This window comes from Streptomyces sp. NPDC049954, assembly GCF_040656295.1.
GTDB lineage: Bacteria > Actinomycetota > Actinomycetes > Streptomycetales > Streptomycetaceae > Streptomyces.
The window spans coordinates 177,247-194,249 of sequence record NZ_JBFALS010000001.1; the positions used below are offsets into that span (position 1 = coordinate 177,247).

General features: G+C 73.1%; 12 protein-coding genes. 4 read left to right on the forward strand and 8 right to left on the reverse strand.

The features are described from left to right. Nucleotides 1-17 precede the first annotated feature (17 nt). From AB0J21_RS00795 to AB0J21_RS00815, 5 genes are all read right to left on the reverse strand, one after another. A complete protein-coding gene (locus tag AB0J21_RS00795; protein WP_363143572.1) occupies nucleotides 18-1,556 on the reverse strand; it encodes a cation acetate symporter in 1,539 nt (512 codons plus the stop codon). After that, nucleotides 1,553-1,951 (reverse strand): hypothetical protein, encoded by a 399-nt coding sequence (locus AB0J21_RS00800; protein ID WP_363143573.1) that lies wholly within the window; start codon nucleotides 1,949-1,951, stop codon nucleotides 1,553-1,555. The genes AB0J21_RS00795 and AB0J21_RS00800 overlap by 4 nt, the downstream gene beginning before the upstream one ends. Before the next feature lie 75 nt (nucleotides 1,952-2,026). Next, on the reverse strand, nucleotides 2,027-2,809 hold the full coding sequence (locus AB0J21_RS00805) for a LytTR family DNA-binding domain-containing protein (RefSeq protein WP_363143574.1): 783 nt from the start codon (nucleotides 2,807-2,809) through the stop codon (nucleotides 2,027-2,029). 70 nt (nucleotides 2,810-2,879) lie between these two features. Then, nucleotides 2,880-3,743, reverse strand: a complete 864-nt coding sequence (locus AB0J21_RS00810; protein WP_363143575.1) for a DNA-formamidopyrimidine glycosylase family protein — start codon at nucleotides 3,741-3,743, stop codon at nucleotides 2,880-2,882. Nucleotides 3,744-3,835: 92 nt separating this feature from the next. After that, complete coding sequence (locus AB0J21_RS00815; protein WP_363143576.1) at nucleotides 3,836-5,923, reverse strand: SpoIIE family protein phosphatase; 2,088 nt, start codon at nucleotides 5,921-5,923, stop codon at nucleotides 3,836-3,838. Nucleotides 5,924-6,076: 153 nt separating this feature from the next. Between AB0J21_RS00815 and AB0J21_RS00820 the strand changes: the two genes are divergently transcribed. Then, nucleotides 6,077-6,643, forward strand: coding sequence for an NAD(P)H-dependent oxidoreductase (locus AB0J21_RS00820; RefSeq protein WP_363143577.1), 567 nt, complete (start codon nucleotides 6,077-6,079; stop codon nucleotides 6,641-6,643). A gap of 2 nt (nucleotides 6,644-6,645) precedes the next feature. Continuing rightward, nucleotides 6,646-7,017 carry a helix-turn-helix domain-containing protein gene (locus AB0J21_RS00825; RefSeq protein WP_363143578.1) on the forward strand — a complete coding sequence of 124 codons (372 nt, stop codon included), beginning with the start codon at nucleotides 6,646-6,648 and terminating at the stop codon, nucleotides 7,015-7,017. Nucleotides 7,018-7,117: 100 nt separating this feature from the next. On the opposite strand, the gene AB0J21_RS00830 is transcribed toward AB0J21_RS00825, so the two are convergent. Together AB0J21_RS00830 and AB0J21_RS00835 are read right to left on the reverse strand one after the other, a co-directional pair. Beyond that, nucleotides 7,118-9,937, reverse strand: a complete 2,820-nt coding sequence (locus AB0J21_RS00830; RefSeq protein ID WP_363143579.1) for a ricin-type beta-trefoil lectin domain protein — start codon at nucleotides 9,935-9,937, stop codon at nucleotides 7,118-7,120. Between the two features lie 179 nt (nucleotides 9,938-10,116). Then, nucleotides 10,117-12,564: an RICIN domain-containing protein gene (locus tag AB0J21_RS00835; RefSeq protein WP_363143580.1), complete on the reverse strand. Its 2,448-nt coding sequence runs from the start codon at nucleotides 12,562-12,564 to the stop codon at nucleotides 10,117-10,119. A gap of 325 nt (nucleotides 12,565-12,889) precedes the next feature. Between AB0J21_RS00835 and AB0J21_RS00840 the strand changes: the two genes are divergently transcribed. Next, nucleotides 12,890-15,178, forward strand: coding sequence for a sigma-70 family RNA polymerase sigma factor (locus AB0J21_RS00840; protein ID WP_363143581.1), 2,289 nt, complete (start codon nucleotides 12,890-12,892; stop codon nucleotides 15,176-15,178). Between the two features lie 108 nt (nucleotides 15,179-15,286). Beyond that, nucleotides 15,287-15,832 carry a hypothetical protein gene (locus AB0J21_RS00845; protein ID WP_363143582.1) on the forward strand — a complete coding sequence of 182 codons (546 nt, stop codon included), beginning with the start codon at nucleotides 15,287-15,289 and terminating at the stop codon, nucleotides 15,830-15,832. 19 nt (nucleotides 15,833-15,851) lie between these two features. Here the strand turns inward: AB0J21_RS00845 and AB0J21_RS00850 are convergent, their stop codons facing one another. Then, nucleotides 15,852-16,802, reverse strand: a complete 951-nt coding sequence (locus AB0J21_RS00850; protein WP_363143583.1) for a DUF6777 domain-containing protein — start codon at nucleotides 16,800-16,802, stop codon at nucleotides 15,852-15,854. Nucleotides 16,803-17,003: the final 201 nt, after the last annotated feature.

Here is a 17,003-nt window from a genome sequence, read left to right on the forward strand (position 1 = left end):
TTCCTGGCGGGCCGCGCTCACCGCTGCCCGCCCGCCGGGTCCTCGTCGGCGCTCAGCGATTCGGGCAGGTGCAGGCGGGTCATGGTGGCGCTGGTGTGCGGCGGGACGCTCCCCGGGGTGGCGAGGGAGACCAGGATCATCGCGAGGAAGCCGACCGGCACCGACCACACGGCGGGCCAGGCGAGGAGGGTGTGCAGCCAGCCGTGGCGGACGAGTCCGGCGACGGTGAGGGCCACCGCGAGCATCGCGGAGCCACCGCCCGCGAGGAGCCCGGCGACGGCGCCCGGCGGGGTCAGCCGCCGCCACCAGATGCCGAGGACGAGCAGCGGGCAGAACGAGGAGGCCGACACGGCGAAGGCCATGCCGACGGCGTCGGCCACGGGGACGCCGTCGACGAGCAGGGTGCCGCCGAGCGGGACGGCGACGGAGAGCACGGTCGCGAGCCGGAAGTGCCGCAGTCCGCGCGGTGGCAGCACGTCCTGGGTGAGCACCCCGGTGACGGCCATCGTCAGCCCGGAGGCGGTGGACAGGAAGGCGGCGAAGGCGCCGCCCGCCACGAGCGCGCCGAGCAGGTCCCCGCCCAGCCCTCCGACGACCCGGCCGGGCAGCAGCAGGACGGTGGCGTCGGCGGCGTCGGTGGTCCCGGGGGCGCTCAACTCGGGGGCGTAGAGCGTGCCGAGCCAGCCGTACAGCGGGGGCAGCAGGTAGAAGGCACCGATCAGGGCGAGGACGACGACGGTGGTGCGGCGCGCGGTGCGCCCGTCGGGGCTCGTGTAGAAGCGCACCACGACGTGCGGCAGGCCCATGGTGCCGAGGAAGGTCGCGACGATGAGCCCGTAGGTCGCGTACAGCGGATGGTCGGCGCGGCTGGTGGCGAGCGGCTGGTCGGCGCCGGCACCGCCCCACGAGGCGAGGTCGGCGCCCGGCTCGGCGGGGGTGCCCGGGTCGCCGTGCCAGGCCAGCAGCAGGAAGAAGGCGGGTACGAGCAGCGCGGTGAGTTTGAGCCAGTACTGGAAGGCCTGGACGAACGTGATGCTGCGCATGCCGCCGGCCGCGACGGACAGGATCACCACGGCCGCGACGAGCGCCCCGCCGAACCAGCGGGGCGAGCCGGTGAGGATCTGGAGGGTGAGCCCCGCGCCCTGGAGCTGGGGCAGCAGGTAGAGCCAGCCGACGCCGACGACGCAGCCGCTGACCGTCCGCCGCACGCCCGAGGACTCCAGTCGCCCCTCCGCGAAGTCCGGCAGGGTGTAGGCGCCCGAGCGGCGCAGCGGGGCGGCGACGAAGACGAGCAGGACGAGGTAGCCGGCGGTGTAGCCGACCGGGTACCACAGCATGTCCGGGCCGTGCAGGAGCACGAGGCCCGCGATGCCGAGGAAGGAGGCCGCGGACAGGTACTCGCCGCTGATGGCGGCGGCGTTGAGGGTGGGCCCGACGGTGCGGGAGGCGACGTAGAAGTCGGAGGTGGTGCGGGAGACGCGCAGGCCGAAGCCGCCGATGAGCACGGTCGCGAGGACCACGACGGCGACCGCCGGGATCGCGTACGCCTGGTTCACGGTGCGTCCGGCCCCCGCGTCCGCGCCGGGTCCCGCGGGCGTTCGGCGCCGCGCACGAGGCGCACGAAGTCCCGCTCGTTGCGTTCGGCGCGGCGTACGTAGGCCCAGGCGATCAGGACGAGGAAGGGGTAGCAGCCGAAGCCGAGGACGGCCCATACGACGGTGGCGTTGCGCAGCGCCCCGAAGAACAGCGGAAGGGTCGTCACGGGCAGCGCGAGGACGGCGAACGCGGCCAGTCCGGTGCGTAGTTGGCTGCGCATGAGGGAGCGCACGTAGGCGGCTCCGAGGGTGGTCTGCTCGTGGATCTCCGAGGGGGTGCGCCGCCCGGGGAGCCGGCGCACGGTCCTGGGCTCCCCCGTCACGACTTCACGCCGGGGCGCTTGCTCTGCGGGCACGGGCGGAGTGTAGGCGGGTGGCTGCCGGAGGGGGAAGTGCGCTCCGTCGGCCCGGGGCGTCCGGGTGCGTCCGTCCTACCCCCCGGCCCGTTCGACGAGGAGTTCGCGCAGCCGGCTGGCGTGCCGCCGGGAGACGGACAGTTCGGCCCCGCCGATGCGCACGCTCATCCCGCCGCCGTCCATGCGCAGTTCCTCGATGCGGTGCAGGGCGACGAGGTGGCTGCGGTGGATGCGGACGAAGCCGTGCGGCTGCCAGCGCTCCTCCAGGGTGGAGAGCGGGATGCGTACGAGGTGGCTGCCCTCACCGGTGTGCAGGCGCGCGTAGTCGCCCTGCGCCTCGGCGTACGCGATGTCGGCGACCGGGACGAGCCGGGTCACGCCGCCCAGTTCGACCGGGACGTGTTCGGCGGCGGTGGTCGCGGGCAGCGCGGCGGGGCGGCGCTGCTGGTCGCGGGCCTCGGTCTGCTCCACGACGCGGCGTACGGCCTCGGCGAGCCGTTCCCTGCGCACCGGTTTGAGGACGTAGTCGACGGCCTTCAGGTCGAAGGCGCGTACCGCGAAGTCCTCGTGGGCGGTGACGAAGACGATGAGCGGCGGGCGGGCGAATCCGGCGAGCAGCCGGGCCACGTCCAGACCGGTGAGCCCGGCCATCCGGATGTCGAGGAACAGCACGTCGATGGCGCCCGCGCCCGGCGCTTCACCGTGTTCGCCGGTGCCGAGGGCGTGGCCGAGCCGGCGCAGGGCCCCGGTCGCGTCCGTCGCTCCCTCGGCGCTGGCCACCCGGGGGTCGGCCCGCAGCAGGTAGAGCAGTTCGGCGAGCGCGGGTTCCTCGTCGTCCACAGCCAGTACGCGCAGCATGTCGGTGGAGTGTAGGGGGTGCCCGGGGCACGGCCAATGGGCGTGCCCCGGCCCCGCCTTGTCGCGGCGGTCATTTCAGCAGGCGGGAGAGTCTGCGGTCGGCGAGGGGCTTCCCGCCGGTCTGGCAGGTGGGGCAGTACTGGAGGGAGGAGTCGGCGAAGGAGACCTCGCGGATCGTGTCGCCGCACACGGGGCAGGGCTCGCCAGTGCGGCCGTGGACGCGCAGTCCGCTCTTCTTCTCGGCCTTCAGCCGGCCGGCGGCGAGCCCGCGCGAGCGTTCCACGGCCTCCGTCAGCGTCGTGCGCAGGGCTTCGTGGAGGCGGGTGGTCTCCTCCTCGGTGAGCCGGCCGGCGTTCTTGAAGGGGGACATCCTGGCGGCGTGCAGGATCTCGTCGCTGTAGGCGTTGCCGACCCCGGCGATCAGGCTCTGGTCGCGCAGGGCGCCCTTGAGCTGTCTGCGCTCCCCGTGCAGCAGCGCGGCGAAGGCCTCGCGGTCGAAGTCGTCGGCGAGCGGATCGGGTCCGAGCCGGGCGATGCCGGGGACCTGTAGCGGGTCCTCGGTGACGTACACGGCGAGACGTTTCTGGGTGCCGGCCTCGGTGAGGTCGAAGCCCTGACCGTCCTCCAGGGCGACGCGCAGCGCGAGGGGGCCCTTGCCGGGGCGCGGTGGCGTCTCGGGGAGGCGGTCCTGCCACCGCACCCAGCCGGCCCGGGCGAGGTGGGTCACGAGGTGCGGTCCGTCGCCGGTCCCGATGTCGAGGAACTTGCCGTGGCGCCGCACCGAGGTGACCTCGCGCCCCTCCAGGGCGGTGAGCGGTGGGTCGTACGTCTTGAGGACGTTGATCGCGACGGGCAGGACACGCGTCACGGTGTGACCGACGAGGTGGTCGTCGAGGAAACCCCGCAGGGCCTCGACCTCGGGCAGCTCGGGCATGTTCCCAGGGTGCCGCCTCGGGGGCGCGGGGGCGAGCGGAGGCCGCCGGCGGCGGTCCCGCTCGTACGCGTCGTGGCCTGCGGACCCCGCCGTCAGGGCCGCGGTGTCCGGCCCGCGCGGGCGGGGATCACGAACTCGCACCACACGCACTTGCCGTTGCCCCGGCCCTCGACGCCCCAGTCGTCGGCGAGCAGGTCCACGAGCAGCAGTCCGCGGCCCGTGACCCCGTCGGGGCGGGTCGGCCGGCGGCGCGGGAGGACGCTGGAGGCGTCCTCGACCTCGATGCGCAGGCGGCGGTCCGGACCGTTCCGGAGGATGCGGAGGGTCACGACGCACGGTCCGTCGGTGTGGGTGAGCGCGTTGGTGATGAGTTCGTCGGCGACGAGTTCGGCCGCGTCCCCGCGTTCGCCGCCGCCCCACGCGTGGGCGGAGGAGCGGATGAGGTGGCGGGCCTCGGGCAGGTCGCGCGGTTCGCCCGGGGACACGCACTGCTGGAGCCGTCCGCCGTAGTGGGGGGTGCCGGCGGCGCGGCGGCGCAGCAGGAGGAGTGCCGCGTCGTCCTCGCCGCCGCGCTCCTCGACGGTCGCGGTGAGCTGGTCGGCGAGCAGCCGCAGATCGTGCGGTCCCGCGCTGACCTGGGCGATGAGCGCCTTGATGCCGTCGTCGAGGTCGGTCCCCGGCTGTTCGACGAGTCCGTCGGTGCACAGCAGGAGGGTCGCCCCGAGGTCGAGTTCGAGGGTGGACACCGGGTAGCCGAGCGAGCCGAACTGCGTGCTCAGGCCCAGGGGCATCCCGCCCTCGACGGGGACGCGCCGGGCCGTGCCGTCGGGGCCGGCGACGACCGGGTCGAGGTGGCCGGCCCGGACGAGCTGGAGGACCCCGGTGGACAGGTCGGCCTCGGCGTACAGGCAGGTCGCGAAGCGGTCGGTGTCCAGTTCGTTGAGGAAGGCGGAGGTGCGGGCCATGACGGTGGCGGGCGGGTGGCCCTCGGCGGCGTAGGCGCGCAGGACGATGCGCAGCTGGCCCATGACGGCGGCGGCGTGGGTGTCGTGCCCCTGGACGTCGCCGATGACGGCTCCGATCCGGCCGCCGGGCAGCGGGATCACGTCGTACCAGTCGCCGCCGATGTCCCGCCCGTGCCGGGCCGCGCGGTAGCGGACGACGAGGTCGGCGCCCGAGACCGCGGGGATGGTGCGCGGCAGCATGGCGTGCTGGAGGTGCTGGGCGAGGTCCTTCTCCTGCTCGTAGAGCACGGCGCGCTGGAGGCTCTGGGCGAGGCTGCTGCCGAGGGCGACGAGTACGTTGCGCTCCTCGGCGGTGAATCCGCGCTTGTCGCGGTAGAGCAGGCCGATCGAGCCGATGGGCTCGCCCTGGGCGACGAGCGGGAGGTAGGCGGCCGCGGACAGGCCGAGCCCCTCGATCTGGGGCCACAGCGCGGGATAGGCCCCGGAGAAGGCTTCCGGGGTGCCGAGGAAGGCGGGCCGCAGGGTCCTGATGACGTCGCTCATGGGGTACGGGTCCTCGACCCGGGTCCAGCGGGTGCCGGGCACGTAGCCGCCCTGGGGGCCGTCGGCGACGAGGCGGATGCGGCCGTCCTCCAGGAGTCCCATGACGAGGTCGTCCGCGCCGAGCCGGGCGAGACCGTGGCGTTCCTGGAGCACGTCGATGACGTCCCTGACGGTGCGCGCCGAGGCGAGGGCCGCGGTGGTGCGCTGCACGATGCCGGTCTGGCGGCGCAGTTCCGCGGCCTGCTCGCGGCGGGCGGTGGTGTCGCTGAGTTCCTGGGTGGCGTCCCGGACGATGCCGAAGACGCGGCGGGCGCGGCCGGTGGAGTCGCGGCGGATGGTGCCCTGGGTGTGCGTCCAGCGCAGTCCGCCCTCGGGGCGGCGCACCTGGAAGTAGGCGGCGTAGGTCTCGGAGCCCCCGCGGATCATGTCCTTGATCATGTTGCCCATGCGGTCGCGTTCGGCGGCCGGCATCTTGGACGAGGCCGTGGTGGCGAGCCCGTCGTAGCTCTCGGAGGTCACGCCGAAGATCGCCAGCGCCTGGCTGTCGAGGTGCATGCGGCCGCTGTCGAGGTCCCAGTCGAAGCTGCCCATCCTGTTCATGGCCAGGATGGGGTTCGGGCCGGCCGGCCAGTCCTCCGGCGCCGGCTGGGCAGTCGCTCCCGGTTCGGCCATGGAGCCACCTTCCCATCGCCGGGTCCATATATCGATTTTTCACCCTCTCCCGGCTTTCACCTCTCCTCGAGTTGACTAATTTATTCTTAGTGACTTTACTTAGCTGAGTAAATAAGCGGCACCACGGAACCAGGAAGCAGAAGGTCTCTCTTCATGTCGAAGCTCAGCATCGTCATCGCCAGCACCCGCCCCGGCCGGATCGGACTCCCGGTGGGCCAGTGGATCGACGCGTTCGCGCGGCAGCACGGCGGCTTCGGCGAGGTGGAGCTGGTGGACCTGGCCGAGGAGGGGCTGCCGTTCATGGACGAGCCGAACCACCCGCGTCTTCGCCAGTACGTGCACGACCACACGCGCCGCTGGAGCGCCAAGGTCGACGCGTCCGACGCCTTCGTGTTCGTCATGCCGGAGTACAACTACGGTTTCAACGCCGAGCTGAAGAACGCGATCGACTACCTGCACGCCGAATGGGCCCACAAGCCGGTCGGCCTGGTCAGCTACGGTGGCGTCTCGGCCGGCACCCGCGCCGCCCAGATGATCAAGCAGGTGGTGACGACGCTGAAGATGACCCCGCTCCCCGAGGCCGTCTCGATCCCCTTCGTGCAGCAGTTCCTCAAGGACGGCCGCATCGAGGCGAACGACGTGATGGAGGCGGGGGCCAAGGCGATGCTGGACGAGCTGGTCCGGGTCAGCGACGCGCTACTCCCGCTGCGTAAGGTCTGAGGATGAGCGACGACGAGATCCATCGCGTCTGCACGCGCTTCCACCAGGCGATCGAGCTGATCGGCGCCCGGTGGACGGGCGCCATCCTGCGCGCGCTGTTCACCGGGCACCACCAGTACTCGCACATCAGGCAGGCGGTACCGGGCCTGAGTGACACGATGCTCGCCCAGCGGCTGCGCACCCTGGAGGCGGAGGATCTCGTCGTACGCCGGGTGGTGGCCGACACCCCCGTGCGCGTGGAGTACGAGCTGACCGGGAAGGGCCGCGAACTCGCCCCCGTCCTGGACGCGGTGGTGTCCTGGTCGCACCGCTGGATCCCCCTCCCCGGCGAGGACGCGGTGACGCCCGGCCCGCGCACGGCGGACGGGAACTGAGGGGACCCGCCGACGCCTCGCGGCGTGCGCGGACCTCAGGGTCCGGGCACACCGCGAGGCGGCGGGCGGCCCGCTTCTCAGCGACCCGCCCGCCGCTTGGTCAGGACCGGGCCCACTTCTGGTTGGCCGCGCCCGAGCAGGCCCACAGCACCAGTTGGGTGCCGTTGGCCGTGCCGTGCGCGTCGGCGTCGACGCACTTCCCGGAGGCGACCCCGACGACGGTGCCGTCCGCCCGTACCCGCCACTGCTGGCTCGCGCTGCCGTTGCAGTCGTAGATCTGCACGGCGGTCCCGTCGGCGGTGGCCCCGCCGGCGGCCTCCAGGCACTTGCTGTCGAAGACCGTGAGCTGGTTGGACGTGGTGCTGGTCCACGCCTGGTTGCTGCCGTTGTTGCAGTCCCACAGCGCGGGCCGGGTCCCGTTGTCCTTGCTCGCGGCCGGCACGTCGACGCACTTGCCGGACTCCTGGCCCTTCAGGATGCCGCTCGTGGCGCCCCGCGCCCAGGTCTGGTTGCCGCCCCCGTTGCAGGTCCACAGGACGATCCCGGTCCCGTTCGCGGTGCCGGCGTCCTTCGCGTCCAGGCACTTGCCCGAGGCCACTCCCACGACGCTGCCGTCGTCCCGGACCGTCCACTGCTGGCCCGCGGTGCCGTTGCAGTCGTAGATCTGCACGACCGTGCCGTTGGCGGTACCGCCCGCGTTCGCGTCGAGGCACTTGTCGCCGTAGACCGTGAGCTGCTTGGACGGGGTCGCCGTCCAGGTCTGGTTCCCGGCGCCCGTGCAGTCCCACAGCGCGACCGGGGTGGAGTTGGTGTGCGAGGCGGCCGGCACGTCGACGCAGAGTCCGGAGTCCCTGCCCTTCAGGACGCCGCCGACGTTCCCGGGGGCGTTCGCGGTGACGGAGAGGTTGTCGAACAGGTTCGTCTGGTAGCCGACGACCCCGAAGCCGACCTGTCCCTTCTGGAACGAACTGTCGTTGACGGTACCGAGCGTCATGCCGTCCGCCGAGGCGGTGATCCGGTCGCCCGAGAAGCCGAGCGACAGCGTGTGCCAGCTGTTCAGGCCGAGTCCGGAACGGGTGCCCGAGGCCAGGGTGGACAGGACGCCGCCGCTGGAGTTCTTGGCGATCGACCAGGAACCGGTGTCGCTGACCCTCAGCTGGTAGGCGGCCTGATGGCTCTGCGGACGGTTCTGGGTGTTCGCGCGTCCCAGCAGCGTCACCGTCCCCGCCTGTTTCATGTCGACGTCCACCTTGACGGTGTAGTTGCTCCAGGTCGGATCACCGACCAGGGTGTAGGCGTCCGAGTCGTCCTGCCACAGGATCGGCCGGACGGGCGCCACCTGCTGCACGCACTGTCCGGAGCGGCCGTCCACGCAGGGCCGGCCCTCGTAGGCGCCCTGCATGTCGGAGAGGTACTTGGCCTGGCCGTTGGTCGCGACGCGGTCGAAGGTGTCGTTGTACGGCAGCGCGAGCTGGTGCGCGGCCGGCGCGGTCGCCGTCCCCTTGCCCTGGCCGGTGGTCGTGGTGACGGTGTAGACGTAGCCGGGCTGGAGGTTCAGGGAGTAGGTGCCGCCCGAGGCGTTGACGTCCTGGGTGTGGACGAAGGAGGTGGCCTCGCTCGGCCCGTTGACCTTGGTGGCCCACACGTGCAGGGTCCCGGTCTTCAGCCCGCCCCGGACCGCGATGTTCGCGGTCTGCGCGCCGGTGGCCGTCGTGGTCTCCAGAACCGTCGACCAGTCACCGCCGCTCGGGGACTTCAGCGTCACGTAACTGCCGTTGTTCTCCGACCCGTCCAGGTAGCCGGAGCCGGAGTCGATGAACTTCCAGCCCGGCTTGGTGAACTGGGTGACCTGCGCGGTCGCCCAGGTGCTCGCGCCCACCCGGTAGTTGCCGGACCACGGGGAGCCCGCGGTCATCAGGCCGACCGTCGAGTACGGCAGGTTCTGGTAGAGAGCCGCGATGAGCGGCCAGTTGAAGTAGCTGGTCATCCGGGCGTCGGTGTAGCCGCGGGTGATGGCTCGGATCAGCGCCGGGGTCCCGCTGTCCATGTCGTTCGAGCCGCCCTCGCTCGCCCACAGCGGTTTTCCGCTGTCGCGCGCGGCCTGGCTCGACGAGCAGGTCTTCGCGATGTCGTCGTTTCCGTAGCCGCACGGGTAGTGCGCGCCGATGACCGACACGGCGTCCCGGAAGGCGGGGTTCTTCGCCATGTCGTCGGCGACCTCCCACCCGCTGTCGTTCGCGACGATCTGCACCCCGGAGTAGCCGTGGTCGTTCAGCGCCTTGCGCAGTTTGACGTACCAGTCGACGTTGTGACCGCGCTCGTTCCAGCCGCCGAGGTACTTGATGCCCAGGTCGTGCTGCTTGGCGCAGTCCAGCCAGGTGATCAGGTAGTCGATCGTGTCGTCGGACCAGAAACCGCCGTTGATCCAGCCCGGCGCCGTCCAGGCCAGACCGTAGAGGCCGATGTCGGGGTTGCGGGCCTTCGCCTCCTCGGCGAGCCAGAACTCGTACCCCGCGTCGCAGTTGACCTGTCCCCGGGTGTGCTGGGTCGAGGGCTCCGAGCCGTCGGTGGAGTTCGCGTCCCCGCCGATCTCCAGTTTGAGGAGCTGGAGGTTGGCGCCGTAGTTCGGTGTGAACAGGTAGTCGAGGATCTGATCGCGCTGAGCCTTCGGATAGTCGATCAGCAGCCGCGAGTTGCCGCCTCCGCCGCTGATGGCACCGATCCCGTCGAAGGTACGGCCACCCCCGGCGCCGTCCACCGTGATGGCGGTCGCGGCGGCGGCCCGCGTCCCGCTTCCGGCGGCCGTCGCCGGTAACCCGGCCCCCCAGCTCATGCCCAGCGCCGCGAGCAGCGCGAGCACGAGGGTGATGACCCGTCTCCGCCCTCTGTGCGTGTCTCCTGTGCGCGTACTTCTCGTCATGCCATCCCTCACCGTTCGGACAACGTTGTCGCGCCCCTGCGGGAACGTTCGCTCCCTGAAGCTAGAGAGCGGTCATGCACCCGTCAATGGTCTGGACAAGGATGGCTCCAGCGGGCGGGCGCGGGGCGGCGGGGGTGGGGGCGGTTCCGGTTCCGCCCCCACCCCCGCCGGCGCTCCCCTCAGCTCAGCAGTTCCCACACGTGGTCGTCCGTGCCGCTGTCCTCGAACTGCACGACGTGCGCCGAGTTGGCCGTGGACATGTTGTCGACACCGAGGACCTTCCCGGAGTGCCGGTTGCGCAGCCGGAAGACCCCGTCACCCGTGTCCGGGACGAACTGCCACAGGTGGTCGTCGGTGTCGCTGTCGTCGAACTGCACGACGTGCGCCGAGTTCGCGGTGGACATGTTGTCGACGCCGAGCACCTTCCCGCTGTGCTTGTTGCGCAGCCGGTACCAGCCGTCGCCCTCCGGGACGGGCTCCCACAGGTGGTCGTCGGTGCCGTTGTCGTCGAACTGCACGACGTGCGCCGAGTTCGCGGTGGACATGGTGTCGACGCCGAGCACCTTCCCGCTGTGCTTGTTGCGCAGCCGGTACCACTTCTGGCTCAGCCAGGCGTGCCCCGAGGTGCTCGCGGTGGGGAAGGCGGTGACGCGCAGCCGGGCGGCGCCCATGGGTACGAGCGTGACCGTCTCCACGGGTTCCGCGGTGCGCGCGGGGCTGTCCTGGAGCGGCCACACCACCTGTTGGGCGTCGGCGCTCCAGTCGGGCAGCCGGCGGGCGCGGGCTGTGAGGGTGAGCGGCGTCCCCTCCAGGGTGAAGGGGTCGGCCGCCGCCTTCGTCCGTCGCCGGCCGGTCCGCAGACCGGCGGTGGGATCGGCCGCGTCGAGGACGAGTCCGTAGTTCCACGGGCCGCTCGCGTGCACGGCGTACTCGGGGAACTGGTCGCTGCCGCCGATGCGTTCGTACGTCTCGCCGATGCGCAGGGAGTACGTGAGCGGGCCCCGGTCGACGCTGACCGCGTCGTGGTTGTCCTGCCAGGTGCGCACGGCGGTGCGCTGGGGCAGGGTCAGGACGACGGTGTCGCCGTCCGACCAGGTGCGCTCGACGCGGGTGAAGGCGGGCCCCGCCGGGGCGTCCACGGGGCTGCCCGCGACGGTGAGCCGCGCGTCCTCGCACCAGGCGGGGATGCGCAGTTGGAGCGGGAAGGAGACCTTCTTCGCCGTGTGGACGGTGAAGGTGACGGTGTCGCCGAAGGGGTACTCGGTGTCCTCGGTGACGGTCACCTCGCTGCCGTCGGCCACGGTCGCGGTGACCTCGCTGGGCGCGTACATCGCGGCGGCCAGGCCCCGGTCGGGGGTGGCGAGCCACAGTTCCTCGGTGAAGTACGGCCAGCCCATGCCGTAGTTGTGCGGGCAGCAGCGGTACTGGTCGACGCCGGGCAGGTACGCCTGCATCGCGAAGCCGTTCTGGAACTGCCGGTCGGTCTTGACCCGGTCGTCGAGGTCGACGCTGTTGGCGCTGGTGACGTAGTGGATGGCCTTGCCCGAGGGATCGAGCGCGGCCGGCAGCGAGTTGAAGGCGAGGTCCTCGCAGCGGTCGGCCCACAGCGGGTCCCCGGTGAGGCGGGTCAGGAGCTGGTGGCTGGCCATGAACTCGACGATGCCGCAGCTCTCGAAGCCCTGCCGAGGGTCGTCGTGCCCCTCCCGGATGTTCTCGTCCCCCGCGAAGCCGCCACCGGGGAACTGGCCGTGCGCCAGGGCGAGTCGGTAGGTGTCGTAGGAGGCGCGGGTATCGGCCTGCGCTTTGCTGCGCAGCGCGTACTGGGCGGGTTCGCGGAAGCCCTGGGCGATGTTGACGTTGTGCGGGCTGGCCAGTCGCGCGGACCAGTCGGCGCCGTTCGCGTGGATCTTGTCGACGAGGTCCAGCAGGAAGGCGTCGCCGGTGCGGTTGTAGAGCCAGTAGACGCTGTCCAGCCCGTCGCCCCAGCGCAGCGACACCCAGCTGGTGTTGAAGGCGCCGGGGCCCTGGGCGTTCATGTACCGGAAGAAGCCGGTGAGCAGGGGCACGACGCGCTCGTCGCCGTCGTACTCCTGCCACGAGCGCATCGCCTGGATCAGCGGGAGGAAGGGCCAGAAGTCCGGGCCGCCGTTCAGGGAGGTGCGCAGCCGGGTGGGCCCGAAGAAGCCGTCGTCCTGCCGGGTGGCGAGGATCGCGTCCATCCAGCGGCGCACCTCGGCCAGCGCCGCGCCGTCCCGGGTGACGACGGCCAGGTCGACGTATCCGCGCAGCCAGTACGGCAGTTCCTCCCAGCCCTCCTTCTCCGGGTGGACCCAGCCGGTGGTGTCGAAGTCCAGGAAGTGGGAGGTGTCGGCGTAGCGCCCGCACAGGCCGTCCAGTTCCTTGCCGAGCTGGGTGGCGAGCCAGCCCTTCGCGGTGACGGCCTGGGGCGGCAGGCGCAGGAAGGCGGTGGGCGCGAGCGGCGCGGCGTTCGGGGTGTAGTGACCGCCGGGCGCGGGCCGGGCCTTGGCCCCCGCGGCGGTCGCGGTGCCGGCGTACCGGCCGCTGAGCACGAGGGCGGCCGAGGCGGCCACCGAGGTGGAGACGAACTGTCTGCGGTTCAGGTGCATGGTGGGGGGCTCCTGTGTCCTGTCGGCTCGGCAGATCTGTTCGGGGTGCGCGCGGTCCTGGCGCGGACCCCGGGCGCTCGTTCCTTGCAACGTTGGAAACGGGGAATCGGCGGTATGACAGCACGGACGGCGGGGGCTGTCCAGGGGTCTCGCACACGCTGTGACGGGAGGGGGCCGGGTGCGGGCGGGGCGGGGCCGGGTGCGGGCGGGGCGGGGCGCCGGGAGAAAGTGTTATGCGCCGGGCCGTGGTCCGTCTGCGGTGGCGACAGAGGTGTCCCCGGCAACCGGGGAGGCCCGAACCGGTCGTAGTGAGGATTGCCGCACCATGTCAGACTCTCGTTTCCCCGACGGACGGCTCGTGGCCGCCGCGCTCGGCGGCGATGCCCGTGCCGAGGAGGAGTTGCTCACCGGCTGTCTGCACCTCGTCTACCAGCTCGTCGGCCGCGCCGCCGACCGTGACCTGGACGTGGACGACGTCGTGCAGGAGACGATGCTGCGGATCGTGCGCGGTCTGCCGGAGGTGCGCGAGCAGTCGCGGTTCCGCTCGTGGGTGGTGACCATCGCGCTGCGTTCGCTCACCGAGGCCAGGCGCGCGGCCGGCACGCGGCGGCTGCGGGCGGCCGAGACGTCCGAGGAGGCGCTGGGTGCTCCGGAGCCGGATCTCGCCGCGCTGGTGAGTCTGCGCGACGCGCTGACCCGGGAGCAGCGGCAGTTCGCCGAGGCGGTCCAGTGGCTCGATCCCGGTTACCGCGAGCTGTTGTCGCTGTGGTGGCTGGAGGTCACCGGTCGGCTGGACCGCGAGGAACTGGCCCGGGCGACCGGGCTGAGCGGCCCCCATCTGGCGGTCCGTCTCCAGCGGATGCGCGGCCAGCTGGACGTGTGCCGTCGGCTGGTGCGCGCGCTCGCCGTCGCACCCCGCTGCCCGGAGCTGGCCCGTTGCGTGGACGGCGGGGAACCGGTGGCCGGCCCCCTGGTACGCAAGCGGCTGGCGCGGCATGTGCGGGACTGCCGGACCTGTGGCGGCAGTGGCCGTCGTCTGGTCGCCCCCGAGCAACTCCTCGCCGGCTTCCCGCTGCTGGTTCCGCCGGCCTCCGCCAGGCACTGGCTCCGTCACGGACTGAGCGCCACGCGGCACTCCTTGCCCCACTCGGCCGCCTCGCACGCCCCCTCCCCCGGTCCCGGTCGGCACTCGGCGCACTCCGCGCCCCGGCGGGCGCCGCACGGCGGGCGGCCCGGGCGGGCGCGGTGGACGGTCACGGCAGGGGCGGCGGGCGCCGCCGCGGTACTCGCGGGCGGACTGTGGACCGCCGCGAACGGCACGGGCACCGACGAGGTCGAGGCGACGGCGGCCCGCGCACGGACCACCGCACCGGCTCCGGCGACCGTCCCGCCGTCGCCGAAGACCCACGGTCCCCAGCTGGATTCGAGCACGGCGCGCCCCGAGGACCCGCCCCGTAAGGCCTCCGCCTCGGCGAGCCCCCGCCACCGGGCCGTGAGCCCCCGGGTGCAGGCTCCGGCCGTGCCGCCCTTCTCCACGAAGGTGCCGAAGGTTCCGGCCGCCTCGGGCGGCGATCTCGGCACGGTCCGCCAGAACCCGGCGGTCGGGGCCCGTGACAACGGGCAGAGCACCCTGTACGAGGGCCGCTCACTGTGGATCTTCGACGACACGACGCTGCGCGACCCCTGGGGATTCCTGTCCAACTCCGGTGCGGCCACGGCCGATCTGGACGCCTCGGACGGGATCGACCTGCGCTCCACGAGCCCGTTCACGACCTCCGCGCAGGGCCGGCCGGTGGAGCTGCTGCCCCGTACGGCGGCGGAGCGGGCGTTCGAGAAGCAGCACGGTGAGGACGGCGGCTGCACGGCGGAGCAGGACCAGTACTGCGGGGCGCGGTTCGGGTTCTGGCCGGGCCCGGTGATCTCCGACCCGGCCCGCCACCGCGTGCTGGTCATGTACGGGAAGCTGTGCCGGGGCGGGAAGGACGGCACGCCCTGCTCGGGTGAGCTGGGCAAGGGCCTCGGTACGGGGATCGCCGCGCTCGACATGCGCACCCACCGGGTGACCCGGCTGGAGGCCGCGCACGGCCCGGGGGTGCGCGGCGTCGAGGGAGCCGACCCCACGATGTTCTTCCCGGACGGGCAGGGCTTCAGCGCGGCGGCTCTCGTGGTCGGGGAGACGGTGTACGTGTACGGGGACTGCTCGTACCACGGCTGCGCGGTGGCGCGTGTTCCGCTCGCCTCGGTCGAGGACCGTTCGGCCTGGCGGTTTTGCACGGGAGACGGCTGGTCCCCGGACCCGGGCGCCGCCCGGCCCGTGGTGGGGGCCGGTTCCGCGGGACAGAGCGTGTTCTACGACCGGGCGCTGTCCGCGTACGTCAACGTGTATCTGCCGTACGGGAGCGACGAGGTGCGGTACCAGGTGGGCGGTTCGCCCTACGGCCCGTGGAGCGATCCGCGCACGGCCGGGCACACGAAGGGCGGCAAGCGGAGCGACTACGCGCTGTTCGCGCACCCCGAGTACGCGCGCGACGGCGGGCTGACGCAGTACCTGACGTACTTCCACCCGGACGACGGGAGCCAGCGCCTCATGCGGGTGCGCTTCAGCAAGCCGTGACGGTGGGCCGGTGCTCTCGCGCCCGGCCGGGGGACGGCCCGCGCGGCGCTCACCCGGACGGGCGGGGGCGCGGTTTCGCGGTGCGGCGGGCCGGGGAGGGTGGGCGGCATGACCCCTGTGCCCTCCCCCGTGTTCTCCGTGCTCGCCTCCGGTGCCTCCCGGATGTGCCCGGCCCTCGATCCGCGCGCCGTCCTGCTCGGTGTGGCCTCCGGGATGCGCAGTCAGTACGGGCTGGCGGGCGTGGCGCTGACCACCCGCCGCGACGAGACCGCCCCGCCCGCCTCCCTGTTTCGGGGGCGGGCGGCGAAGACGCTGTGCGCTCTGGGGGCGGTGGGCGAATCGGTCACCGACAAGGCCCCCGCCGCCCCGAGCCGTCTCGCCGCGAAGGGGCTGCTGCCCCGGCTCGCGTCCGGCGCCCTCGCCTGCGCGGCCGTGGCCGGACGGGAGGGGCGCGGCCGCGATGTCCCGGTCGCCGCCGCCACGGGGGCCGCGGCCGCGCTCGGCGGGGCGCTGCTGGGCGCGGCCTGGCGCAAGAGCTTCTCGCTGTGCGGAGCCCCCGACCCGCTCGCCGCGGTGGCGGAGGACCTGAGCGCGGCCCTGCTCGTGGCCTTCGTGTGCCTGTCGGGTCCTGACGGCACGACGAACATCGCGTGAGGCGGAGCGGGCGGTCCGCTCAGCCGTGCGCGGGGCGGGAGAGCAGGTGGGCCGGGCGCGCCGTCTCCTCCCCGCCCTCCGGCGTCTCCTCCTCGTCGGGCCGGGTGGGCGGCGGGGTGGACTCCCAGGGCTTGGTGGAGTCCGGGCTCGGGCTGTCCGGTGCGCTCGGCTCGGGCTCGGGCGGCGGCTTCGGGGTGTGCTTCGGGGCCGGCACGGTCCGGTCGTGGCCGCCGTCGTCGCCGACCGGCCGCTCCAGGTACAGACCGTGCGCGGGGTCGGCCAGGACGAGGACGGGCAGCGGCCGGCTCGCGGGTGTCACGGAGTGCACCCGCTCGGCGCGGTAGCCGCTCCACGCGGTGCCGCGGTGGCCGTGGACCGAGTCGCCCTCGGCTTCGCCGAGGGGGTTGCCGCACGCGCAGCGCACCCGGGGCACCCCGCGGGCGTCGACGAGGACGGCGGTGCCGGCCTGGAGGACGGCCGGGTACTCGGTGACCTCCTGGCCGCGGTAGCCGTGGGAGGTGACGAGGGTGTCGCTGCGCAGCGTGACCGGGGTGAGGTCGTCGAGGTAGCGGTCGAGGCCGTCCGCGGCGACGCCCGAGGCGCGGGCGAAGGCGGTGGCCCGGGGCCGGTCCTGCGCGAGCAGCCGTGTCTGGCGCGCCACGTCGCAACTGCCGCGCGCCGCGGTTCCCGCGTACAGGCCGGGGCTGTCCCCGGCGACCCGGGCGGCCCGGGTGTCGTCCGCCGTGCCGGTGGGCACCGGCTGCTCCGTACGGGTGAGCGGCGGCGGGGTGCCGAGCACGCTGCCGGCGGTGAAGGCGTCGGGTCCCCGTTCCGCCGCGGGCTGGAGCAGGGGGCCGTTCACCGCGCCGAGGCTGCGCTGTTCGGTGCCGCAGGCGCCGCAGACCAGGGCGAGGACGGCGAGGCCGGCACCGGCGAGCGCGGCGGGGACCGAGGGGTGGCGTGAGCGCACGGCGTCCTCCTGGCGGACGGGGCGACGCGGGCGCGGAGCCCGTGGGGCGTCCGCGCCCGCCGGCCCGGGGCGGGCGGCGGGGGCCCCGGACGGGGTCGGGGTGCGGGTTGGTGTGGGGGGGGTGGGCTGTTGTGGTGGTCGTTTGGTTTAATTTTGTTTTGGTGGTTGTTGCTCGGCTGGTTGACCCGGGATTCGTGGGGT

Excerpts from the sequence above, each read along its gene's own strand:
- AB0J21_RS00805 (WP_363143574.1), bottom strand. The coding sequence starts at position 2,809 with ATGCTGCGCGTACTGGCTGTGGACGACGAGGAACCCGCGCTCGCCGAA.
- AB0J21_RS00810 (WP_363143575.1), bottom strand. The coding sequence starts at position 3,743 with ATGCCCGAGCTGCCCGAGGTCGAGGCCCTGCGGGGTTTCCTCGACGAC.
- AB0J21_RS00815 (WP_363143576.1), bottom strand. The coding sequence starts at position 5,923 with ATGGCCGAACCGGGAGCGACTGCCCAGCCGGCGCCGGAGGACTGGCCG.
- AB0J21_RS00820 (WP_363143577.1), top strand. The coding sequence starts at position 6,077 with ATGTCGAAGCTCAGCATCGTCATCGCCAGCACCCGCCCCGGCCGGATC.
- AB0J21_RS00825 (WP_363143578.1), top strand. The coding sequence starts at position 6,646 with ATGAGCGACGACGAGATCCATCGCGTCTGCACGCGCTTCCACCAGGCG.
- AB0J21_RS00830 (WP_363143579.1), bottom strand. The coding sequence starts at position 9,937 with ATGACGAGAAGTACGCGCACAGGAGACACGCACAGAGGGCGGAGACGG.
- AB0J21_RS00835 (WP_363143580.1), bottom strand. The coding sequence starts at position 12,564 with ATGCACCTGAACCGCAGACAGTTCGTCTCCACCTCGGTGGCCGCCTCG.
- AB0J21_RS00840 (WP_363143581.1), top strand. The coding sequence starts at position 12,890 with ATGTCAGACTCTCGTTTCCCCGACGGACGGCTCGTGGCCGCCGCGCTC.
- AB0J21_RS00845 (WP_363143582.1), top strand. The coding sequence starts at position 15,287 with ATGACCCCTGTGCCCTCCCCCGTGTTCTCCGTGCTCGCCTCCGGTGCC.